Source organism: Glaciihabitans sp. UYNi722, from assembly GCF_040549465.1.
Taxonomy (GTDB): Bacteria; Actinomycetota; Actinomycetes; order Actinomycetales; family Microbacteriaceae; genus Lacisediminihabitans.
In genome coordinates this window covers 24,653-45,683 of sequence record NZ_JBEPTL010000011.1, presented here as the reverse complement: position 1 = coordinate 45,683, position 21,031 = coordinate 24,653, and the positions used below count along the sequence as shown (strand labels likewise).

Annotated in this window: 21 protein-coding genes; 3 read left to right on the top strand and 18 right to left on the bottom strand. The window is 64.3% G+C overall.

The window, feature by feature from the left end:
• Positions 1-19: 19 nt before the first annotated feature.
• The 15 genes from dapF to dapA all read right to left on the bottom strand — a co-directional run bounded on the left by dapF (position 20) and on the right by dapA (position 16,351).
• On the bottom strand, positions 20-895 hold the full coding sequence (gene dapF, locus ABIB56_RS09855; protein WP_354569032.1) for a diaminopimelate epimerase: 876 nt from the start codon (positions 893-895) through the stop codon (positions 20-22).
• A complete protein-coding gene (gene miaA / locus ABIB56_RS09850; protein WP_354569031.1) occupies positions 888-1,817 on the bottom strand; it encodes a tRNA (adenosine(37)-N6)-dimethylallyltransferase MiaA in 930 nt (309 codons plus the stop codon). The genes dapF and miaA overlap by 8 nt, the downstream gene beginning before the upstream one ends.
• Positions 1,804-3,348 (bottom strand): tRNA (N6-isopentenyl adenosine(37)-C2)-methylthiotransferase MiaB, encoded by a 1,545-nt coding sequence (gene miaB, locus ABIB56_RS09845; protein ID WP_354569030.1) that lies wholly within the window; start codon positions 3,346-3,348, stop codon positions 1,804-1,806. Before miaB ends, miaA begins: the two co-directional genes overlap by 14 nt.
• A 136-nt stretch (positions 3,349-3,484) precedes the next feature.
• Positions 3,485-4,288 (bottom strand): regulatory protein RecX, encoded by an 804-nt coding sequence (locus ABIB56_RS09840; protein ID WP_354569029.1) that lies wholly within the window; start codon positions 4,286-4,288, stop codon positions 3,485-3,487.
• Positions 4,289-4,290: 2 nt separating this feature from the next.
• Positions 4,291-5,448 carry a recombinase RecA gene (gene recA, locus ABIB56_RS09835; RefSeq protein WP_354569028.1) on the bottom strand — a complete coding sequence of 386 codons (1,158 nt, stop codon included), beginning with the start codon at positions 5,446-5,448 and terminating at the stop codon, positions 4,291-4,293.
• A 281-nt stretch (positions 5,449-5,729) separates the two neighbouring features.
• Positions 5,730-5,954, bottom strand: a complete 225-nt coding sequence (locus ABIB56_RS09830; RefSeq protein ID WP_354569027.1) for a DUF3046 domain-containing protein — start codon at positions 5,952-5,954, stop codon at positions 5,730-5,732.
• 141 nt (positions 5,955-6,095) lie between these two features.
• A complete protein-coding gene (locus ABIB56_RS09825; protein WP_354569026.1) occupies positions 6,096-6,404 on the bottom strand; it encodes a helix-turn-helix domain-containing protein in 309 nt (102 codons plus the stop codon).
• A gap of 172 nt (positions 6,405-6,576) precedes the next feature.
• Positions 6,577-7,098, bottom strand: coding sequence for a CinA family protein (locus ABIB56_RS09820; RefSeq protein WP_502917588.1), 522 nt, complete (start codon positions 7,096-7,098; stop codon positions 6,577-6,579).
• Between the two features lie 3 nt (positions 7,099-7,101).
• Positions 7,102-7,746, bottom strand: a complete 645-nt coding sequence (gene pgsA, locus ABIB56_RS09815; RefSeq protein ID WP_502917587.1) for a CDP-diacylglycerol--glycerol-3-phosphate 3-phosphatidyltransferase — start codon at positions 7,744-7,746, stop codon at positions 7,102-7,104.
• Positions 7,747-7,749: 3 nt separating this feature from the next.
• A complete protein-coding gene (locus ABIB56_RS09810) occupies positions 7,750-10,485 on the bottom strand; it encodes an FtsK/SpoIIIE family DNA translocase (RefSeq protein ID WP_354569025.1) in 2,736 nt (911 codons plus the stop codon).
• A 52-nt stretch (positions 10,486-10,537) separates the two neighbouring features.
• On the bottom strand, positions 10,538-11,773 hold the full coding sequence (locus tag ABIB56_RS09805) for an ABC transporter permease (protein WP_354569024.1): 1,236 nt from the start codon (positions 11,771-11,773) through the stop codon (positions 10,538-10,540).
• The gene (locus ABIB56_RS09800; protein ID WP_354569023.1) at positions 11,770-12,495 is read right to left on the bottom strand and encodes an ABC transporter ATP-binding protein; all 726 of its coding nucleotides are present in this window, start codon (positions 12,493-12,495) and stop codon (positions 11,770-11,772) included. The genes ABIB56_RS09805 and ABIB56_RS09800 overlap by 4 nt, the downstream gene beginning before the upstream one ends.
• On the bottom strand, positions 12,492-13,508 hold the full coding sequence (locus ABIB56_RS09795) for an efflux RND transporter periplasmic adaptor subunit (RefSeq protein WP_354569022.1): 1,017 nt from the start codon (positions 13,506-13,508) through the stop codon (positions 12,492-12,494). Before ABIB56_RS09795 ends, ABIB56_RS09800 begins: the two co-directional genes overlap by 4 nt.
• A gap of 121 nt (positions 13,509-13,629) precedes the next feature.
• Entirely contained in the window at positions 13,630-15,306 is a 1,677-nt protein-coding gene (locus ABIB56_RS09790) for a ribonuclease J (protein ID WP_354569021.1), read from the bottom strand.
• Positions 15,307-15,373: 67 nt separating this feature from the next.
• Complete coding sequence (gene dapA, locus ABIB56_RS09785; protein WP_354569020.1) at positions 15,374-16,351, bottom strand: 4-hydroxy-tetrahydrodipicolinate synthase; 978 nt, start codon at positions 16,349-16,351, stop codon at positions 15,374-15,376.
• Positions 16,352-17,149: 798 nt separating this feature from the next.
• On the opposite strand from dapA, the gene ABIB56_RS09780 reads away from it, so the two are divergent.
• Positions 17,150-17,575: an OsmC family peroxiredoxin gene (locus tag ABIB56_RS09780; RefSeq protein ID WP_354569019.1), complete on the top strand. Its 426-nt coding sequence runs from the start codon at positions 17,150-17,152 to the stop codon at positions 17,573-17,575.
• Positions 17,575-18,582, top strand: a complete 1,008-nt coding sequence (locus ABIB56_RS09775) for a TIGR01777 family oxidoreductase (RefSeq protein WP_354569018.1) — start codon at positions 17,575-17,577, stop codon at positions 18,580-18,582. Before ABIB56_RS09780 ends, ABIB56_RS09775 begins: the two co-directional genes overlap by 1 nt.
• Here the strand turns inward: ABIB56_RS09775 and ABIB56_RS09770 are convergent.
• Together ABIB56_RS09770 and dapB are read right to left on the bottom strand one after the other, a co-directional pair.
• On the bottom strand, positions 18,579-19,019 hold the full coding sequence (locus ABIB56_RS09770) for a hypothetical protein (protein WP_354569017.1): 441 nt from the start codon (positions 19,017-19,019) through the stop codon (positions 18,579-18,581). The two genes, ABIB56_RS09775 and ABIB56_RS09770, sit on opposite strands and share 4 nt — an antisense overlap.
• Entirely contained in the window at positions 19,016-19,807 is a 792-nt protein-coding gene (gene dapB, locus ABIB56_RS09765) for a 4-hydroxy-tetrahydrodipicolinate reductase (RefSeq protein ID WP_354569016.1), read from the bottom strand. The genes ABIB56_RS09770 and dapB overlap by 4 nt, the downstream gene beginning before the upstream one ends.
• 52 nt (positions 19,808-19,859) lie before the next feature.
• Between dapB and ABIB56_RS09760 the strand changes: the two genes are divergently transcribed.
• Complete coding sequence (locus tag ABIB56_RS09760) at positions 19,860-20,372, top strand: GNAT family N-acetyltransferase (protein ID WP_354569015.1); 513 nt, start codon at positions 19,860-19,862, stop codon at positions 20,370-20,372.
• Between the two features lie 32 nt (positions 20,373-20,404).
• Here ABIB56_RS09760 and ABIB56_RS09755 read toward each other — a convergent pair whose 3' ends face one another.
• Positions 20,405-21,007 carry a histidine phosphatase family protein gene (locus ABIB56_RS09755; protein WP_354569014.1) on the bottom strand — a complete coding sequence of 201 codons (603 nt, stop codon included), beginning with the start codon at positions 21,005-21,007 and terminating at the stop codon, positions 20,405-20,407.
• Positions 21,008-21,031: the final 24 nt, after the last annotated feature.

Sequence of the window (21,031 nt, the reverse complement as noted above, 5' to 3'; positions counted from 1 at the left end):
ACGCCGCTAACTGTTGCTGCTAGATCGTCAGGTCGCCCTCGTAGACGAGTTCGGCCGGACCGCTGAGCGAGACGTGCTCGCCGTCTTCGGCCGCCCACATCCGCACGCCCAGTGATCCGCCTGGGAGCACGACGCGCCACTGGTTGGGTGCGCCGGCGCCCGCCCAGTACCGCGTAGCGAGAGCTGCGGCCGCAGCGCCGGTGCCGCAGGACAGCGTCTCGCCGCTTCCGCGTTCGTGCACACGCATGCCGATACGCCCGATGCCGTCTTTGACCAGCGGGTCGGAGGGCACGACGAACTCGATGTTCGCTCCACGCTGGGGCTCGGGCTCGAGCACGGGGATGAAAGTCAGGTCGGCTGACTCCAACTCGTCATCGTTCGACAGCGCGACGACGACATGCGGGTTGCCAATCTCGATGCCGAGCCCCGGGCGGGCGACCTTGAGGTTCTTCGCACGAACGAGCGGCTCTCCACCGTCGAGGGACCAGCGACCGAGATCGACCTGGAAGCCTGATGCGTTGCGCTGCACATCGCGCACTCCCCCGCGGGTGCCGATCGCCAGCGTCTCTCCGTCGCCGAGTTCGGCGAGACCATTCTCGATGAGGTACTTCGCGTAGACCCGGATGCCATTGCCGCACATCTCGGCCGGAGAACCATCGGAATTGTGATAGTCCATGAACCACTCGGCCGACTCGTCTTCGGCGAGGGCGGCCTCGCCCTCTGGGAGGTCCTTCGAGCGCACGGCACGGATGACCCCGTCGCCTCCCACCCCGAAATGGCGGTCGGCGATTGCTGCGAGCTGCGCAGGCGAGAGGTCGATCTCACCATCGGGATCGGAGAAGAGGACGAAATCGTTGCCGGTTCCGTGTCCCTTGGTGAAGTGCAGTTCAGGCATGATCCAACAGTAGTTGCAGCGCGACGTCGGACCGGTCCACCTCGTCGTAGTCCAGCCAGACAGTCTGCGGATAGCGCTTGAACCAACCCACCTGTCGCCGCGCATACTTGCGAGTGAGAATGGCAGTCGCCTCGATCGCTTGGCCCTCGAACATCTCGCCCCCGATCTGGGCGATCGCCTGCGCATAACCGATCGCTCGTGCAGCCGTCACGCCGAGACCGGATGCCATCAGCGAGCGCGCCTCCTCGACAATGCCGTCACGCCACATCGCCCGCACGCGCTCGTCGAGCCGAGGCACGAGTTGCTCCCGTGGAGCCCGCAGACCGATCGCGATCGTCGGCGTCCAGTACTTCGACTCGTCGGGGAGGCCGGATCCGAAGGGCTGACCCGTGATCTCGATCACCTCGAGGGCGCGCACGATGCGTCGGCCGTTGTGTGGACCGATCGAAGTCGCCGCATCGGCATCGAGGTCCCGCAGGCGTCGATAGAGCATTCCGGGACCGGATTCGGTGAGTTCTTGCTCCAGGCGATCGCGGATGACGGGGTCGGTGCCAGGGAATTGGAAGTCGTAGATCACCGAAGAGACGTACAGACCGGAACCTCCGACGAGGATCGGGATGGCACCTCGGCGCTGGATGTCTTCGATTGCCGCGCGGGCATCCGCCTGGTAGCCCGCGACGCTGGCCTCCTCGCGCGGATCGAGCACATCGAACAGGTGATGTCGGATGCCGCGGCGCTCGTTCACGGGTAACTTCGCGGTGCCGATATCCATGCCCCTGTAGAGCTGCATCGCGTCGGCGTTGACGATCTCGGCCGATTGACCGCGCTCGACGAGAGTTTCGGCGAGGTCGAGCGAGAGAGCGGATTTGCCGGTGCCCGTGGCCCCGACGATGGCGACGAGCGGGCTGCTAGCGCTGCCCATCGTGCAGGTCGTAGATGGGTGTGGTGCCCACGCGCAGGGTCGGCAGGCCGAGGGAGATGCGACCAGGAGCGCTTCCGACGCCTGGCGAGGCTGAAACAGCGCAGGATTCAGCCTCCGCGCGGTCCCATGCATCGCCGGCGGTTGTGCGCCGGATGGCCAGCGGTGCCCCGTCGGCGGAGTCGGCAAGCAGGTAGAAGGGCTTCGCTTCGGAGATCCGCACGGTGACGATGTCGCCGGGACGAGGGATCTGGCTGTGCGGAGTCACCTCGAAGTGCACTAGTCGACTGTCCTCTGCGCGGCCGGAAAGCCGGTGGGTCTCGGCATCCTTCGTGCCCTCGGCACCGACGAGCACGGCGACCTCCGTGCCGACCAGTGTCTGGTTCTCTTCCCAGGAGATACGGTCTTGCAGGGCGACAAGACGCTCGTAACGCTCCTGAACGATAGCCTTCGGCACCTGATCGTCCATCGTCGCGGCCGGCGTGCCCTCGCGGATCGAGTACTGGAAGGTGAACGCCGTGGCGAAACGCGCCTGTTCGACAACGCGAAGGGTCTCCTGGAAGTCTTCCTCTGTCTCGCCGGGGAACCCGACAATGATGTCGGTGCTGATCGCGGCGTTGGGGATTTTCGCGCGCACACGGTCGAGGATCCCGAGGAACTTCTCCGAGCGGTAACTGCGGCGCATGGCCTTGAGGATGCGGTCAGAACCCGACTGCAGTGGCATGTGTAGCTGCGGCGCGACCGACGGCGTCTCAGCCATCGCATCGATCACGTCGTCGGTGAAAGCGGCCGGGTGCGGACTGGTGAAGCGAATCCGCTCGAGACCCCGGATCTGTCCGGCAGCGCGAAGCAGCTTGCCGAACGCCTGGCGATCGCCGAACTCCACGCCGTAGGAGTTGACGTTCTGGCCGAGCAGGGTGACCTCAATGGCGCCGTCGTCGACGAGCGCCTGAATCTCAGCCAGGATGTCGCCCGGGCGCCGGTCTTTCTCTTTGCCGCGCAGCGCGGGCACGATGCAGAAGGTGCAGGTGTTGTTGCAGCCGACCGAGATGGACACCCAGCCGCTGTAGGTCGACTCTCGCTTTGTCGGCAGCGTCGAGGGGAACACGTCCAGGGACTCGAGGATCTCCAGCTGCGCTTCGCCGTTGTGTTTCGCCCGCTCGAGAAGCGTCGGCAGCGCACCCATGTTGTGGGTGCCGAAGACCACATCCACCCACGGCGCCTTCTCCAGGATGACGTTCTTGTCTTTCTGGGCGAGGCAGCCTCCGACGGCAATCTGCATGCCGTCGTGCTTCTGTTTGACGGAGGCGAGGTAGCCGAGGTTGCCGTAGAGCTTGTTGTCCGCGTTCTCGCGCACGGCGCAGGTGTTGATGACCACGACATCCGCCTGCTCCCCGTTCGCCGGAACATAACCAGCAGCTTCGAGCGAACCGCTCAGCCGTTCTGAATCGTGCACATTCATCTGACATCCGAAGGTGCGCACCTCGTAGGTACGCGGCCGTAATTCGGTGTCGGAGCTAAGTGGAGCGGTCATGGTCATGATGCGCCAAGCCTAACGCTAGAGCGGATACCAACTACTGGGAGCATCGACCGACCACCGAACGCAGATACGGGCTGCCGAGAGCGGCTACTGACAGCTGAGCACTGCCGCAGATAGCCGCCAGCGCGCACTACTGGAATCGCACGCCGCCTGAACGCCCCGCACCAGATCGCGAAGCCAAAGCCTCGTCGACCGCTGTGCGGACGACCGTGGACGAATAGCCCTTTCTCATGAGAAATCCGTTCAACCGGCGCTTGGCCGTCTCCAGATCGTAAGAGCTGAGCTGCCCGGCTCGCTTGACCGCGAGCTCTGTTGCCCGTGACTGCTCGTCATCGACATCGATCTGTTCAAGAGCTGCGTCGATGTGTTCCTGGTCGATGTGACGTCGGCGCAGCTCCGCCGTCAGCGCACCCCGCCCCAATCCCTTGCGCTCGTGCTGTGTTCGCACCAGCGTTTCGGCGAGGGAACCGTCGTCGATGAGTCCGACGCCCTCGAGCCTCTCAAGTTCGGCCGCCACCGTCTCTTCGTCCAACTCGCGGGAGAGCAGCGTCTTCTCCAACTCCCAGCGTGACATGCCCCGACGGGTGAGGGCGTGCATGCTCACATTTTCCGCACGCACTTCCCGGCGATTCGACCTGATTTTGGTCTCTTCCTCTGGCTCGGCCCCTACGGAAGTCTCCGCCTCGGCGTCCTCACCGAAAAAACTCTCGAAGTCGGGCAGCGCTGCCGAGGGTTCGATCTGCTCGACAGCTTCTCGCTCGACATCTTCTGGGCCGACAGAGTCTGGGCCAACAAGGTCTGGGCCAACAGAGTCTGGGCCAACAAGGTCTGGGCCAACAGAGTCTGGGCCAACAGAGGCAGACTGGTCCGGCGACGGAGGCGGCATCACACCGGGCAGATAGGTCACCCGAGCCAGTCCGTCACCGGTACCCATGGTTACGCTCCGACCGCGGTGCGGTCTTCAAAGGAGGCTGAAGCCTCGAGGTCGGCGGCACTCACCGCGCGGCTCTTGGCCGATGCCGTTTTCGCCACGGCTGTCTGCGTAAGAGAGGCGGCCCTGAGGTCGGCGGCCGCTGCCGCTGCCACAGCTTTCTGGTCGACGATGATGCCGAGCTTGAGCTTGATCTTCTCTTCAATCTCGTTGGCGACCGCAGCGTTTGCGATGAGGTACTTGCGCGAATTCTCCTTGCCCTGGCCGAGCTGGTCGCCGTCGTAGGTGTACCAGGCGCCGGACTTGCGCACGATCTCGTGCTCGACACCGAAATCGATGAGGCTGCCCTCGCGGGAGATTCCCGTTCCGTACAGGATGTCGAACTCTGCCTGCTTGAAGGGCGGGGCCATCTTGTTTTTGACAACCTTTACGCGGGTGCGGTTACCAACGGCATCCGTGCCCTCCTTGAGGGTTTCGATGCGACGGATGTCGAGACGCACGGAGGCGTAGAACTTGAGAGCCTTACCGCCGGCTGTCGTCTCCGGGCTGCCGAAGAACACACCGATCTTCTCGCGCAACTGGTTGATGAAGATCATTGTCGTGTTGGTCTGGCTGAGGCCACCGGTGAGCTTGCGCAGTGCCTGTGACATCAGGCGAGCCTGGAGGCCCACGTGGGAGTCACCCATCTCGCCCTCGATCTCGGCGCGAGGCACGAGTGCCGCGACGGAGTCGATGACGACGAGGTCGATCGATCCGGAGCGCACGAGCATGTCGGCGATCTCGAGCGCCTGCTCCCCCGTGTCGGGCTGCGAGACGAGCAGTGCGTCGATGTCGACACCGAGCGACTTGGCATACTCGGGGTCGAGAGCGTGCTCTGCGTCGATGAAGGCCGCGATACCGCCGGCGCGCTGGGCGTTGGCGATGGCGTGCAGGGTGAGAGTGGTCTTACCCGAGGACTCCGGGCCATAGATCTCCACGATGCGCCCACGGGGCAGACCGCCTATTCCAAGCGCAACGTCGAGCGCGATCGAACCGGTGGGGATCACCGCGACAGGAGCGCGCTCGTCACTGCCGAGGCGCATGACGGAACCCTTGCCGAACTGGCGGTCGATCTGGGCGAGGGCGGTTTCCAGGGACTTTTCGCGATCAGCAACTGATGGCATGTGATGCTCCTTCATGGTGCGGGTGACCCGCACTGTCGTGACGATGCGCCTATAGGCTGCCGTTTCGCCGGGGAACCGATCCTGCAAGGTTCTTCCGGCCTGCGACAAGGCTGTTAGTGGCTAACTCCAACGGGTCTGACAGTACGCTCGGCCGGGGACATTCCCTCGAAACGCCGGGCGTGCGGTGCATAACTCGCTGCTATTCGCCGCTGTGAAGGAGCATAGTCGCATCCGAAGACATGTTCGAATGTTTTCACTCGGCGTGTTGCACTCGTTCGAAGCTACGCTTTCGGCACGCGCTGGCCTACGCCGTACCAGCGGCTTTCCGGTACATCCACTGCACGACACAGCGCCAGCCAGGTCTCACGGATGCCATGACCCTTTTCGAGAGCCTGCTCGGCCGTCACGTCGCCGAGTTCGCCGAGTACCAGGTCGTGGGTGAGCGTACGGCCGTAGGACACGCCGAACTCGTCGCTCACAGCCGTCCAAAACTCGCTCAATCGCATAATTCAAACCTACTGCCCGACTGCTGGGCGGATGATCGACGGTCGCTTAACGAAAGATGCCCGGCTCACAGAGCCGGGCATCCATCCCCACTGCGGCACACCGTCCGTGCAGGGCTAAGTCTTGTCAGCGACGCGACCTCGTCAACGACTGACGAGTCCTGCGTCGAAGTCCGCGACGAGGTCGTCGGGGACGGTGTCGGGAATGACGTTGATCCCTTCGATCACGGCGAGGCGGTCACCCACCTCACGCATAATCACCGAGATCGGTGTTTCGAGTGCATCCGCAACCGACGCGAGAATCTCAGAGCTGGCCTCTTTCTGGCCACGCTCCACCTCGCTGAGGTAGCCGAGAGCAACACTTGCTTTGCTCGCGACCTGACGAAGGGTACGTCCCTTCTGCAGGCGGAAGTCCCGGAGCACGTCACCGATTTCTTGACGAACTAGAACCATTGGACCCTCCTCCTTGACACGAAACACAACCTGACCACCGGACGAAACTGGTCAATGGTTGAATAACACTACAACCACCGATAAGCAAACTCTAACCAGCCGCATCTGTGTGACGCTTGTGAATCACTGTGATGTAACGAGATCGAAACGAGAAAGATTCCCACCAGACTCGTCAGCTTGCATTCAGCGCACTTTTCAGCTGTTGGAGTGATTCGTAGACGACACGACTACGGATGGCCTGGCGATCGCCATCGAGCGACAGTCGCAGCGAACTCACATCATCGCGAATGGCGAGGCCGAGGAACACGGTACCGACCGGCTGTCCATCCTGCGGGCCTGGTCCGGCGACGCCGGTCGTCGAGAGCCCGATGTCGGCGGGGCGTCCATCCACGGCCAGCACCTCGCGCACCCCTGTCGCCATCTGGGAGGCGACATCCGGATGCACCGGCCCATGCTCGGCGAGCAGCTCGGCATCCACCCCCAGCACGCTGTGCTTGAGCGCGGTGTTGTAGGCCACCACGCCGCCGAGGACTACGGCGGACGCACCGGGGATGCGGATGAGCTCCGCCACGAGGAGTCCGCCGGTCAGGGACTCGGCAACTGCGACAGTGAGCCGTCGCTCGGTGAGGAGCGCGATCAGCTGTGCCGCGTCATCCGCAGCTGACGACGATGGCACGGCTGGGACTGACGGCACCGCTCAGGCCTTCTGGCGGTTCTGCTGCAGGTACTTGATCACGAAGTCGATGCCAGAGACAACGGTGAGAACGGTAGCGGCGCCGATGACCACCCAGCCGACCCAGAGTTCCCAGGTGCCGAGGAAAATCCAGAACGGGAAGAGGAGAAGCGAGATGCCCACCGCCTGAAGCACGGTCTTGAGTTTTCCGCTGGCGACCGCGGGAATCACCCTGGTGCGGATCACGGCGAAGCGGAAGATGGTGATACCGAACTCGCGTACGAGGATCAGGATGGTTACCCACCACCACAGCTCACCGAGGATCGAGAGGGCAACGAGCGCTCCCCCGATGAGCACCTTGTCGGCGATCGGGTCGAGGATCTTGCCGAAGTCGGTGACCAGATTCTGGCGACGGGCGAGAATCCCGTCGACGGTGTCGGTGACGATGGCGACCACGAAGAGGATCGCCGCGACATACCGCAGAACGCCGAGTTGGCCGTTGTCGGCGAGCAGAAGCCAGATGAAGGCCGGAGCCATGAAGATGCGGACGACGGTGACGATGTTCGCCACGTTGCCGGTGCTGGCGGGTGTGTCGCCTGACCGAGCGACCCTGCCGCGCATCGGATTGGGTCTCTTCGCGGCCGGCTCAACTGGTTCAGGCAGAGCCACGGATCACTCCCTGTCGGTCAAGTTCCAGGCATCCTCATCCGAAGATCCGTCGACCTCATCGTAACCGGTCGTCATGTCTCCCACCGGATCGGCGGAGTACCGGTCGTCGGTCGCCGTGGTTGCCGGGCCGTCCTCGCCACGCAGGCGGGCGAGCACACCGGGCAGCTGCTCCGGCGCGACCAGCACGTCGCGCGCCTTGGAGCCCTCGGAAGGGCCGACGATCTCGCGTGACTCGAGCAGGTCCATCAGGCGCCCGGCCTTCGCGAAACCGACCCTCAGCTTGCGCTGGAGCATGGATGTCGATCCGAACTGGGTGCTCACGACGAGCTCCGCCGCCGCGAGCAGCACCTCGAGGTCGTCGCCGATGTCGCCGTCGATCTGCTTCTTCTCCGCAGCCGCCGCGACATCCTGCCGATACTCGGGGCGAGCCTGGCGCGTGACGTGTTGCACGACAGCGTTGACCTCATTCTCGGTGACCCATGCGCCCTGCACACGGATTGCCTTCGAAGCACCCATCGGCAGGAAGAGCGCGTCACCCTGGCCGATCAGCTTGTCAGCGCCCGGCTGGTCGAGGATGACGCGGGAGTCGGTCATGCTCGATACTGCGAACGCCAGACGCGACGGCACGTTCGCCTTAATGAGCCCGGTCACCACGTCTACCGACGGACGCTGGGTAGCCAGTACGAGATGGATTCCGGATGCCCGAGCCAACTGGGTGATGCGAACGATCGAGTCCTCGACGTCGCGCGGGGCGACCATCATCAGGTCGGCGAGCTCGTCGACGACCACGAGAAGGTAGGGGTAGGGCTTGAGCGAGCGTTCGCTCCCTGACGGGAGCACGATCTCGTTGGCGATGACGGCGGCGTTGAAGTCGTCGATGTGGCGGAAGCCGAAGCTGGCCAGGTCGTCGTAACGCATGTCCATCTCTTTCACGACCCAGGCCAGCGCTTCGGCAGCCTTCTTCGGGTTCGTGATGATGGGTGTGATCAGATGCGGGATGCCGGCGTAGGGAGCGAGTTCGACACGCTTCGGGTCGATGAGCACCATGCGCACTTCAGCAGGTTTCGCCCGCATGAGCAGCGAGGTGATCATCGAGTTGACGAAACTCGACTTTCCAGAGCCGGTGGCGCCTGCGACGAGGAGGTGAGGCATTTTCGCCAGGTTGGCGACGACGAAGCCACCCTCGACGTCCTTACCGAGGCCGATGGTCAGCGGATGCGCGCTCGAGGTGCTCGCCTTGGAACGCAGCACATCACCGAGCGACACGATCTCACGATCGGCGTTGGGTACCTCCACGCCGATGGCGCTCTTGCCGGGGATCGGCGCGAGGATTCGTACCTCGTTGCTTGCCACCGCGTAGGAGAGGTTCTTAGTCAGTGCCGTGACACGCTCGACCTTGACGCCGGGGCCGAGTTCGATCTCGTAGCGCGTGACCGTCGGGCCACGGCTGAAACCGGTGACCTTCGCATCGACCGAGAACTGATTGAGCACTTCGCTGATCGCGGCGACGATGGCGTCGTTGGCTTCTGAGCGCGACTTCGGCGGTGTTCCGGGAACAAGGGTGGATGTCGCTGGCAGCCGGTACGGCGCGGTCGGTTGCGGGATTCTCGGCGCCGCGGCAGCCGCGTCGAACTCGCCGAGATCTCCCTTGACCGACGCTCGGTCCGAGAATCCGGGGAGCAGCTCCGCGATCAACGGACCGTCGTCGCGGATTCCGGTGACCGGGGCGACGTCGACCTCGCCGGTGAACCGCTTGACGGCCTTCTCCGCGTTGTCCAGTTCCCCGAGCAGCTCTGTACCGAACTCGTCGTCTCGACGCGTGTGGTCGATAACCTCCGTGGCGTTGTCGTCCTTCGAGACGACGGGCGAGTCAAAGGCCGGGTCGCCCTCGCGCTGGGTCTTGTTTCGGCGCCACCACGGGAGCGATGCGGAGTCCTCGGGTTCGAGCCCGAGGTCTCCCATGGTGCCGAAGGTGCCGGTGTCTGCCGTCGTGCCCTTCTGCAGCACGCGCGTTTCGGCATCCGGAATCTGGGCGCCGAAGAGGTAGGCGTAGAGCTCGGTGAGACGTGAGCCGATGCGGTTCGGCGGGGTTTTGGTGATAATGAAGAGCGAGAGCAGCAGCAGCACACAGACGATCGGGGTCGCGAGCCACGCCGTGCCGACGGCGAGGAGCGGGCCGGCGAGCACCCACCCGATCACGCCTCCTGCACGCGCGAGCACCTCCATGCCTGCTGAGGGCTGCGGCTGGGTGCCGAAGATGTGGCACAGAGCGCTCACCGAGGTGAGCAGCACCGCGAGGCCGATGCCGATGCGGCCGTTGTCATGTACAGAGGACGGATGCCGGAACAGCCAGATCGCGAACAGCAGCATGATCACCGGCAGCGCGAAGGCAACGCGGCCGAACAGTCCGCCGAAGGTGTAGGCGTCGAGGGCGGTCGCTACTGGATCGCCGGGGTTGAACCATTCGACGACGGCACCGACGACGGCCAGGATGAAGAGAAAGAATGGAACACCGTCACGACGCTCCCCCTTGGCGAGGGTCTCTTTGCCCAGCACCCGAAATGCTCCGCCGACCGCGTGGGCAAGCCCCAGCCAGCCCTTGCTCAGCAGTCCGGGCTCGTCGACCGGAACCGGCTTGACGGTCGGCAGTTTCCTGGTCATTCCTTTGCCGGTCGCGCGGCCGGTGCCGCGCGACGTCGTCGTGCGGGCACGCGGGGTCGACCTGGTGCTCGTAGCCATATTTCAACGGTAGCGCCGGGGGCCGTCAGAGCCCGGATGCGCGGAGCGCGTGTCAGTACCGGATCGCATCGATCACCTTGAACCGCACCGCCGCGATGGCGGGCAGGAGACCGGCCAATGCTCCGACGACGGTGGCGCTCACCAGGCCGATGATCGCCGCGCTGATCGGGAACGGTGGCAGCTCGGTGACCCCCTGCGAGATAAGCGCCTGGACCATCGGATTCTCGACGACCGCGATGGCGACGCCCACCCCGACCACGCCGGCGGCGAAGGTCGCGACCACACTCTCCATCATCACCGCGAAGAAGACCCGGCCCGCTGTCGCGCCGAAACTGCGCCTGATGCCGATCTCCCGCACGCGCTGTCGCACTGTCACGAGAGAGATGTTCACGAGGCCAAGCGCCCCGAGGAAGAGGACGAGTCCGGCGACACCGCCAACACCGATCTTCACCGGCAGTAACGGATCCTCCCCGTATGCCGCGTAGTCCTGTCGATTCACCTCGACGTTGATGCCGGAACCCGCGGCGGCGCGAATATCACGTCTGAACAGCGGCACGAGCTTCTTGGAGATGGCGGGCGGAACCCATGCCTCGTACTGGGGCTGGAGGGTGGCCAGCGTCGCAGGATCCGAGATGGCGGTGAATGCTGACGAGAGCATATACATGCTCGGCTGGTCGCCGGAGTAGGGCACGTTGATGACGCCGACAACGACCGCGGTGACCGGATGCGGCCCGAGCAGGCTCGCGGTGGGATGCGTGCGGAGGTCCGGTGACCCCAGTTGCTTCCAGAAAAAGTCGTTGACCACGATTGCGGGAGCGAGTCGATCAGCGTCCGACTCGGAGAACCAGCTGCCCTTGGTGATGTCCGCCCGATGCATCGTGCCCCAGTCGGCATCCACAGCTGTGACGTTCGCCGAGGCGGCACCAGTGCTGAACTGCACGTCCTGGGGGCCATTGATGATGACGCTGTGGTAGTCGACCTTGTAGCGTTTCGTTACGGTTTCGAAGGCTGTCGAGATGGCCGAGTAGTCGAACGGCGATCCGTCATTCGTATTGGCGTAGACGCCGAGAGTGGATGGACGCCCGCCCGAACGCTCGCTGCTCTCTTGCAGCGACTGCTCGGCCACACTGCCGAGCCCGACGACGCTGGTAATGGCTGCGACTGCGACCGCCACACCGATGAGGCTGAGCAGAACGCGGGTGCGATGGATGCGCACCTCCGCCCAGGCTTCACTGAACGATCCCACCAGGGCCGCGGCAAAGGACTGCCGGTCGTTCCGTGCGCTCACAGCGTCACCTCCGGCATCGAGAGGGCGAGCACGCGCGACACGTCGACGGACGCGAGCACTCCGCGGTCGAGTCGATAGTGGCGACGTGCGAGAGCGGCCACGTTCGCATCGTGGGTGATGGTGATGAGCGCGGCACCCGAACTCTCCGCGACGTCGTCGAGCAGGGCCATCACGCTCGCGCCGGTCTCGATGTCGAGCGCGCCAGTCGGTTCGTCGGCCAGGATCAGGCGTGGGCCACGCACGAGTGCGCGCGCGATGGCGACTCGCTGCTGCTCGCCGCCGGAGAGCTTCTCAGGAATCGACATGATGCGAGAGCCCAACCCGACCTTCTCGAGCATCTCGGTCGCCAGCTGCTTCCGACGCCAAAACCTGCGGCCGCTGGCATAGAGCAGCGGGGTCATGACGTTCTCAAGCGCGGTGCGACCGCTCAGCAGGTTGAACTGCTGGAAGATGAATCCGATCTCCGATCCGCGGGCACGGTCTCGGGCGTTGGAAGACAGGTCGCTGGTGAGGCGATCGTCGAGATAGATGCTCCCCGCCGTGGGATTGTCGAGGAGACCCAACAGGTTGAGAAGGGTGGATTTGCCCGATCCGCTGCGTCCGACGATCGAGACATGGTCGCCGACGGCCACCTCGAGGTCGACGCCTTTGAGGATCTCCAGGATGCCCTCATCCGGCAGCTGTACCGAACGAGTGACCCCCTCGAGTCGAAGCAGGCTCACTGGGCGCTCACGCAGGTGCCGTTACCGCCAGACGGTGGGCAGTCTCCGCTGTTCGAAGCCGGTGCGCCAGGGACGAACTCGAGGATCTGCACTCCCTCCTTGAGCCCGCCGGTGACCTGGACGTTCTTGCCGTCGCTGAGCCCGAGGGTTACCGCGTGCTTCTCCGGCTTGCCGCCATCCGTCATCATGTAGACGTTGCCGGCCTGGACGGTGCCTTCGACGGCGGTGATCGGCACGACGAGCACCCTGTCGGCGACGCCGCCGGAGATCGTCAGGTTGGCCGCGAGACCGCCGAAAACCTTGACCTCCGCAGGCACGGCGCATCTCACCGTCGTGCCACTGCTGGCGTTGCCGGAGTTGCCCGGGTCGCCTGACTGCCCTGATCCAGAACCCGAGCCGGATCCGGAACCCGAACCCGCGAGCGCCGTGGTGATTGAAAGCCCCGTGCAGGTGAAGGGTGCAGGGCCGCCCGTGATGGTGACCTGCGCCTCGGTCGGCTGGTTCAGCAGCCGGTACTGCTGCTCGGGTGAGAGTGTGGCAGAGACGTTGAAGGATGGCGGGGCCACCTGGCCGAGCGCGTCACCGACGGCGACGACCTGGCCGACGATCACCGGAAAGGACGACAGTGCGCCCGCGGAACCGGCGAGCACCGTGACGGTCTTGTTAATCGGGGTGCCCTCGGGTGAGAAAGTGTCGGAGCGGATGGTCAGCACCGGCGTATTGGCGGCGACGGCCTGGCCCTGGGTGACCAGGACCTTCTTGACCTCACCCGCGAGGGTCGCCTTGATCGGCACGGCCGTATCGGCTGAAACTGTGCCCTTCAGCTTGACGTCGTTCGTGATCGTGCCGATCGTCACCGCCGTCTGAGGTTCGCTGATCTCTCCGGTTGGCAGCGTCGGGTCACTCGCCTGCGTCGCACCGGCGAAGAACGCCAGCTTGACCAGCGCAATAGCGACAGCCGCGAAGATCAGGATTCGAATGATCGGAAAAACCCACTTGCGCACCACGCCCACGTCTGCCCCTTTGTCTGAATGTCAAGCTTCGCTCACTCTATGAGAGTAGCGACGCTGCGACATCCGACTTGCGGATGAAACGAGCGATTTCAGGGGCCGATGAGGGTTTACCCTGAGACGGTCAGGCCTCGATGACCACCGGGACGATCATCGGTCGACGGCGGTGCGAGGTGTTTACCCAGCGACCGACAGTGCGCCGGATGACCTGGCTGAAAGCGTGAGTGTCCCGGGTGCCGTTCGCCGCAGCGTCCGAGATCGCACGCACGATGAGCGGTTTGACTTCGTCGAACACGGCCTCGCCCTCGGCGAACCCACGCGCCTGGATCTCCGGGCCGACGATGACCCTACCGGTCTGGGCGTCGATCGCCACGAAGATCGAGACGAAGCCCTCCTCCGCCAGTATCCTGCGGTCTTTGAGGTCGGCATCCGTGATCTCTCCGACGCTCGCACCATCGACGTAGACATAGCCGAGGTCGAGCTGGCCGACGATCTCGGCTATACCGTCTTTGAGATCGATGACGGTGCCGTCCTCGCCGATGATCGTGTTCTCCTCCGGTACCCCGGTGAGCATTGCGAGCTGCTGGTTCGCGACCAGGTGACGATATTCGCCGTGAACAGGCAGCACGTTCTTCGGCTTGAGAATGTTGTAGACGTAGAGCAGCTCACCGGCCGAAGCATGACCGGAGACGTGCACCTTGGCATTGCCCTTGTGCACGACGTTCGCGCCGAGCTTCGTCAGGCCGTTGATCACGCGATAGACAGCGTTCTCGTTGCCGGGGATCAGGCTGGAGGCGAGGATCACGGTGTCACCCTTGCCGACCTCGATCTGGTGCTCGAGGTTGGCCATGCGCGCGAGCACGGCCATCGGCTCACCCTGGGATCCGGTCGACATGTAGACGATCTTGTTATCAGGGAGGTCGGCTGCCTTCTTCGCTTCGATCAGCACGCCGTCTGGAACTTTGAGATAGCCGAGATCGGCGGCGATGGTCATGTTGCGCACCATCGAGCGGCCCATGAAGGCGACACGGCGTCCGTTGGCGTGGGCGGCATCCAGCACCTGCTGTACGCGGTGCACGTGGCTGGAGAAACTCGCCACGATCACGCGCCGGGGGGCTTTGGAGATCACCGATTCGAGCACCGGCCCGATGTCGCGTTCGGGTGCGGTGAACCCCGGTACGTCGGCGTTGGTGGAGTCGGGCAGGAACAGGTCGACGCCCACCTCGCCGAGGCGCGCGAAGGCGCGCAGGTCTGTGATGCGGTCGTCGAGCGGCAGCTGGTCCATCTTGAAATCGCCGGTGTGCAGCACAAGGCCGGCGGTCGTCGAGATGGCGACGGCGAGCGCATCCGGAATCGAGTGGTTCACGGCGATGAACTCGAGGTCGAACGGGCCGAGCTTCTCGTGCTGGCCCTCGGTGACGCTGAGGGTGTACGGCGTGATGCGGTGCTCTTTGAGTTTCGCCTCGATGAGCGCGAGAGTGAGGTTGGATCCGATGAGCGGGATGTCCTGGCGCAGGCGCAGCAGGTAGGGAACCGCGCCGATGTGGTCTTCGTGGCCGTGGGTGAGCACGACGCCGATCACGTCGTCGAGACGGTCTTTGATCGGACTGAAGTCGGGGAGGATCAGGTCGACACCCGGCTGGTTCTCTTCCGGGAAGAGCACACCGCAGTCGACGATGAGGATCTTTCCGTCGATCTCGTAGCTGGTCATGTTGCGACCGATTTCGCCGAGACCGCCGATCGGGATGACGCGGAGGGTTCCGGGGGAAAGTGGGCGTGGGTCGTAGACAGGTGAGTTCATATCGTCCAGTGGTCGTGCTTTGCGAGGCCTCTAGCCCCCTGTATTAAGTTCTTGGCACTGCGTGTTCTCAGCGCGTGGTGCCGGCGACCTTGGGCAGCGCTCCGCCGGCCGCTGCGTTGCGATCTGGGCGGAAGTTGCTCAGGTCGACACCGGGGATCTCGCCGACGAGCGCGAGCTCATCTTCGATCTGGGCTGCTTCGAAGTCTTCCGGGCCGACGAGTGGCAGGCGTACGCGGGGGGACTCGATACGGCCGAGTCCGTGAAGGATGTACTTGGCCGCCACCGTCCCTGGAACGTGCGTCATAACGGCGCGCACGAGCGGTTCGAGCTGTTTGTGCGCGGCCGTGGCGGTCTTCAGGTCGCCGGCGTTCACCGCATCCACGATCACCCGATACGGTGCGGCGGCGATATTGGCCGTCACGCCGATGAGTCCTGTGGCTCCGATGCTCAGGTGCGGCAGCACGTTGACGTCATCGCCGGAAAAGTACAGGAGGTCGGTCTGGTTGAGCACCCGGCTGACCTCGCTGAAGTCGCCCTTGGCGTCTTTGACCGCGAGGATGTTCGGATGCTGAGCCGCACGAAGGATCGTCTCATATTTGATCGGGATGCCGGTGCGCCCCGGGATGTCGTAAAGGATCACCGGCAGGTCGGTCGCGTCAGCGATCATGCGGAAGTGCGTAAGCACACCCGCCTGGGTCGGCTTGTTGTAGTACGGCGTCACGATCATGACGGCGTCGGCACCGGCCTTCTCGCTGTGCTTGTAGAGCTCGATCGCGTGCGCGGTCTCGTTCGACCCGCCTCCGGTGATGATTTTGGCTCGCCCGGCCGCAACGGACTTGCCGACCTCGACGAGCTTGAGCTTCTCCGGGTCGGTGAGCGTGCTGGTCTCGCCGGTCGTGCCGGTGACCACGATGCCGTCGGCACCCGCGGTGATGACGTCGTCGATGTGCTTCTCCACGCCGGCCCAGTCGACTTCGCCGTCAGCGGTGAACGGGGTCACCAGCGCAACGAGTACCTGACCGAAGGGATTGTGAGACGTAGACACGAACTACAGGTTATCGCCTGCGGCCGCGTCCGGTGCTGCCTGGGCGATCGCAGGTATGCGCGACCGGCAAGCAGACGCCTGAGCCAAAGCTTCGCTGACCGAAACAGCCCGACGGTCGCCCGCGAGTTCTCGGCGACTCCAATGCAGCACGACTGGCGCTAGAGCTTTTCCGCCTAAACGGCCTCGTGCCGTAAGCGAATCTCTGAACCTGGACGCGTTTCCCTTAACGCTGACGTGCAAACTCCCGAGCTCCGGCGGACATAGCCAGTGAAAGGCGAGTGCACTGACACAAGCAAGTCTCCCGCCCACTCGACAGGCACGGAGCACCTCCTCGGGGACATCACCAACGGCGTACCAACCTTTTCTCACCCGGATTATCCGCCCATAGTCAGCCTGCATGCGAATGAACTCGGGAGGATAGCCCCGGCCCACAAGATCGCCGATGTGCGCCAGACCGCCGAGATCGCGAAGAGTGGAAACGAGTGTGGGCATCTCCCGAGTATCAAGGTTGGCTAGGACGATCACGACGCTGAACCCATCGTCTGGGGAGAACCCAGCGGCTGACACAGTGTCGAGAAGTTGATAACGGGAGGATCGCACTGGCAGTCGATCGCCAGGTGTGCAAACTCCTCTGGTTCAGGACCGTCCTGAACCAGTGGAGTCTGTTGCAGCAAGGGTCATAGTCCGGCGCTGTCGTGGCGACAGAAGCAGCCTATAAACGGTTGTCGAACCACTCCTCCGCTGGCAGAGCCTTCACGAGGGTGACATATGCTGTCGTCATCCAACGGAGGAGGAACCATGGCGGTTACCAGCGAAGCGACAACGCTCTGGATCGGCGATCTGAAGAGCGGGGCGGGCACCGTCTCGCTCGACTCGTCCGATGCGGCGGAATTCCCTGTCAGTTGGGCAGCGCGCGCAGAAGGCGAAACGGGCAAGACCAACCCGGAAGAACTTCTCGGGGCCGCGCACTCCGCTTGCCTCTCGATGGCGCTTGCCAACGCCCTCACCGAGTTCGGGACTCCTCCGCAGAACCTCCAGGTGACAGCCGCCGTGACCTTCGACCCCGCAGAAGGAATCACCGGCAGTCACCTCCTGGTAAGTGCCAAAGTGCCCGGCATCAGTGACGAAGATTTCCAGCGCGTCGCAGCGGATGCCAAGGCGAACTGCCCCGTCTCTCGCGCGTTGACCGGCATCCCGATCACCCTGGAAGCTAACCTCGCATAGTGCCCGCATCCGAACGACCCGCCGTGCCCCGCCGCCTGCGTGACAAGCGGAAAATGCGGGTATTGATCTCGGGGGCATCCGGGTTCATCGGAACCGAGCTCAGCCATCAGCTGCGCGAAGACGGCCACGACGTGCTCACACTTGTGCGTCGACAGCCGCGCGCCGAGAACGAGATCAACTGGGCACCGACCGCACGCATCCTCGACTCCAGCCTGATCGACTCGGTGGACGCCGTCATCAACCTGTCGGGCGCCTCGCTGGCGCGACTGCCGTGGACCGCCTCGTACAAGAAAGAGATCCTGCGCTCTCGGTTGCAGACCACGCAGGCCCTCGCCGAGGCGATGTCGATGGCATCGAAACCGCCCGAAGTGTTCCTGAGCGCTTCAGCGGTGGGTTTCTACGGCGACAGGCCAGGCGAACGACTCACCGAAGCGTCCTCGCGAGGACCCGGCTTCCTCGGCGACATCGTCGAGCAGTGGGAACAGGTCGCACAGATTCGCCCAGCCAAGACCCGGCTCGTCACGTTCCGCACCGGCTTCGTCATCGGCAACGGCGGATCCCTCGGCCCGGTGATAGCCCTCACGCGCGTCGGCCTCGGATCGCGATTCGGAACCGGCGGTGACATCTGGCCATGGATCAGCCTGTACGACGAAGCCGCGGCCATCCGTCACCTGCTGACCTCGAAACTCACCGGGCCGGTCAACCTCGTCGGTCCAACGCCGGCGACCTCCGACCGCATCACCCGCCACGTCGCAAAACAGATGCACCGCTGGTATGACTTCGTCGTGCCGACGTTCGCGATCAACCTCGGGCTGCGAGAGGCTGGCCCTGAGCTATTGCTGAGCAGCCAGCAGATCGTCCCGGAGAAACTCTTGAACGACGGATTCGTCTACCGCCATAACACCGCGGAGGAAGCTATCGACGCCTTCCTGCCGGAAAAGGCTGGTCTGCCGAAAAAGGCTGGTCTGCCGAAAAAGGCCGGTCTGCCGAAACGGAAGAAACGTTAAGCGGCGCGCTCAAGAGTGATCGCGCGCCTGATCGACTGTCGCGCCCGACGGCGGTCCCCGCTCGCGTCGTAGGCGAGTCCGAGCCGGAACCAGGCCTTCCAGCTGCCGGGATCAGCCTCGACCTCGGCTTGGTATCGGGGAAATTCCTCATCCGCCGGCCCACGCTCCGGACGCCCGCTGGTGCGCTTCGGCAGGTTGTCAACCGGAAGCTCGCCCGAGGCGTCGAGCATGCGTACCAGACGCTCGCTGCGGATGCCGAACAGCAGCTCTGCAATGAGCGCCCAGAGTCCGAGCAGCGGTAGCACGATCAGCGCGATACCGAGGGCCTTGGAGACCCCGTTGTCGACAGCGAGCAACCGCACCGCCAGCTGTGTGACCAACACCAGGTAGAGCATGAGGAGCGCCGCCATCAGGATGACGGCGATACGGCCCCTCACGTGGTTTCGATCGATGCGGGCGACTGCGGACTCGGGTCCGCGGAACCGAGGTCGATGAGCTTGTCGAGCCCGACGACGACGCCCTCCGTGTCCCTCAGCGCAGCGAGTGCCAGACGGATGCCGGCGATGTAAGCGGTCAACTCGATCGTCTCGTGACTGAGAGTGAGCACCTCCCCCGTACCGCCGAAGATGACGTCCTGCTTCGCGACGATCCCCTGCATCCGCAGGCTGTGGATCGGCACGCTCGAGACCTGCTGGCCCCGCGCCCGCTGATCGGTGTGCGGAGCCTCGACAGGGCCGAGCGTCGCACGAGCGTTACCTATGAGCTCAGCCGTGCGGGTCGCCGTGCCCGAAGGCGAATCGACCTTGGACGCGCTGTGCGCTTCGACGATCTCGATCGAGTCGAAGAACTTCGCCGCCATGGCGGCGAAAGCGGTCGCAAGAACCGAGCCCAGCGAGAAGTTGGGGATGATGATGACGCCGATCGACGTGCCGTCGGCCGTGTTCTTCGTCGCGACTCGCCTCTCGAGGGAGCTGATCCGGGTGCTGGTCCATCCGCTGGTCCCGACGAGCACGCTCAGGCCGTGATCGACGGCGAAGTCGACGACATCCTGGCTCACCGCTGGCACTGTGACATCCACCACGCAGTCTGCGACGAGCATCTCGTTCAGCGACCCTTTCGAGCCAATACTGGCGACCACCTCGAAGTCGGCCGACTCGTCGATCAACTGGCCGATGAGCGTGCCCATTTTTCCTGTCGCGCCGACGACGGCGACCGTGGTTGTCATCCCCCAAATCTACCAAGCGTCTGGGGATCAGCTGCCCGCCTAGGCTGGAAGCATGGTCTCCTGGCGTGAAACATCCGTCGACGATCCCGCCGCGCATCAACTCCTGGCCGAGTACTTCGCGAGCCGCGCGCAGGGTTTCCCCGCCAGCCAGGGCGCCTACCGCACGACATTTCCCCGGCCCTCGGACTTCGTCCCGCCACACGGTGTCTTCCTGGTGGTCGAAGCCGACGACGAACCAGGCGAGCCGGCGGATGTCGGATGCGGCGGAATCCGGATGATCGAGCCCGACGAGAGCGGCGGCATCCGCTTCGAGGTCAAGCATCTGTGGCTGCAGCCGCGCACTCGCGGACGCGGCTATGGCCGCGCGCTGCTTGCCGAACTTGAACGCAGGGCGTTGGCATGCGGCGCCGACGAGCTCGTACTCGACACGAACGTCAGCCTCGAGGCGGCCGGTGCGCTGTACCGATCGTCGGGTTTCGTCTCGGTGCCGCCATACAACGACAATCCCAACGCGACCAACTGGTACGCCAAGCCGCTACGCCCGGGGCGATCAAGCCCCAGCTGATCGAACCAGTCGAGATCTCTCACGACCGGTACCTAGAAAGGCTGCCCGTCTGGCAGTCCGGTGCGCAGCTCGGCCGGCAGGTGACCGAGGTCGTTGTGGGTGATCAGCACCGGCGGCTTGGCCGATCGCACGCGGATTATGGTGAGCCCGCAATTGGCCTGGTTGAGGCCCATCCATCGCCACGCGGGTGCCCCGAAGACCTCACGCACGAACCACGCGATCACGAAGTTGTGAGTGATAAGCAGGTCATGGCGATCTTCGCGAGCTGGCGTCAGCCACTCGGCCACGGCATCCGCCATCTGTGCCTCGCCTGCCTCGACCTCGTCCCTGGTCACAGAGCCGAAGAAGTGATCGAAGGCGCGCGGCATGTCCGGTGTCGGACCGGAGGGGATGCAGTCGAAAAGCAGCGCGGACGGCTTGGCATCAAGGCTCGGCATGCTCGCCGTCATGATACGAGCGGTCTCCTCGGCTCGCTGCAGCGGGGAGTGCCACGCTCCAGTGAATGGAACACCGCTCAACCGGTCGGCGACAAGTTTCGCCTGACGCTGGCCGCGTGCAGAAAGGGGGCCATCCGGCATGCCATGCTCGGCATCCCGCTGTTCGCCGTGGCGCACGAGATAAATGAAGTGGGACATCGTTGTTCCTGTATTTCTCTCGTT

Excerpts from the sequence above, each read along its gene's own strand:
- ABIB56_RS09780 (WP_354569019.1), top strand. The coding sequence starts at position 17,150 with ATGGCGGTTACCAGCGAAGCGACAACGCTCTGGATCGGCGATCTGAAG.
- ABIB56_RS09755 (WP_354569014.1), bottom strand. The coding sequence starts at position 21,007 with ATGTCCCACTTCATTTATCTCGTGCGCCACGGCGAACAGCGGGATGCC.
- recA (WP_354569028.1), bottom strand. The coding sequence starts at position 5,448 with ATGCCATCAGTTGCTGATCGCGAAAAGTCCCTGGAAACCGCCCTCGCC.
- ABIB56_RS09810 (WP_354569025.1), bottom strand. The coding sequence starts at position 10,485 with ATGGCTACGAGCACCAGGTCGACCCCGCGTGCCCGCACGACGACGTCG.
- ABIB56_RS09760 (WP_354569015.1), top strand. The coding sequence starts at position 19,860 with ATGGTCTCCTGGCGTGAAACATCCGTCGACGATCCCGCCGCGCATCAA.
- dapB (WP_354569016.1), bottom strand. The coding sequence starts at position 19,807 with ATGACAACCACGGTCGCCGTCGTCGGCGCGACAGGAAAAATGGGCACG.
- ABIB56_RS09790 (WP_354569021.1), bottom strand. The coding sequence starts at position 15,306 with ATGAACTCACCTGTCTACGACCCACGCCCACTTTCCCCCGGAACCCTC.
- miaB (WP_354569030.1), bottom strand. The coding sequence starts at position 3,348 with ATGACCGCTCCACTTAGCTCCGACACCGAATTACGGCCGCGTACCTAC.
- ABIB56_RS09825 (WP_354569026.1), bottom strand. The coding sequence starts at position 6,404 with ATGGTTCTAGTTCGTCAAGAAATCGGTGACGTGCTCCGGGACTTCCGC.
- ABIB56_RS09830 (WP_354569027.1), bottom strand. The coding sequence starts at position 5,954 with ATGCGATTGAGCGAGTTTTGGACGGCTGTGAGCGACGAGTTCGGCGTG.
- ABIB56_RS09840 (WP_354569029.1), bottom strand. The coding sequence starts at position 4,288 with ATGGGTACCGGTGACGGACTGGCTCGGGTGACCTATCTGCCCGGTGTG.
- dapF (WP_354569032.1), bottom strand. The coding sequence starts at position 895 with ATGCCTGAACTGCACTTCACCAAGGGACACGGAACCGGCAACGATTTC.
- miaA (WP_354569031.1), bottom strand. The coding sequence starts at position 1,817 with ATGGGCAGCGCTAGCAGCCCGCTCGTCGCCATCGTCGGGGCCACGGGC.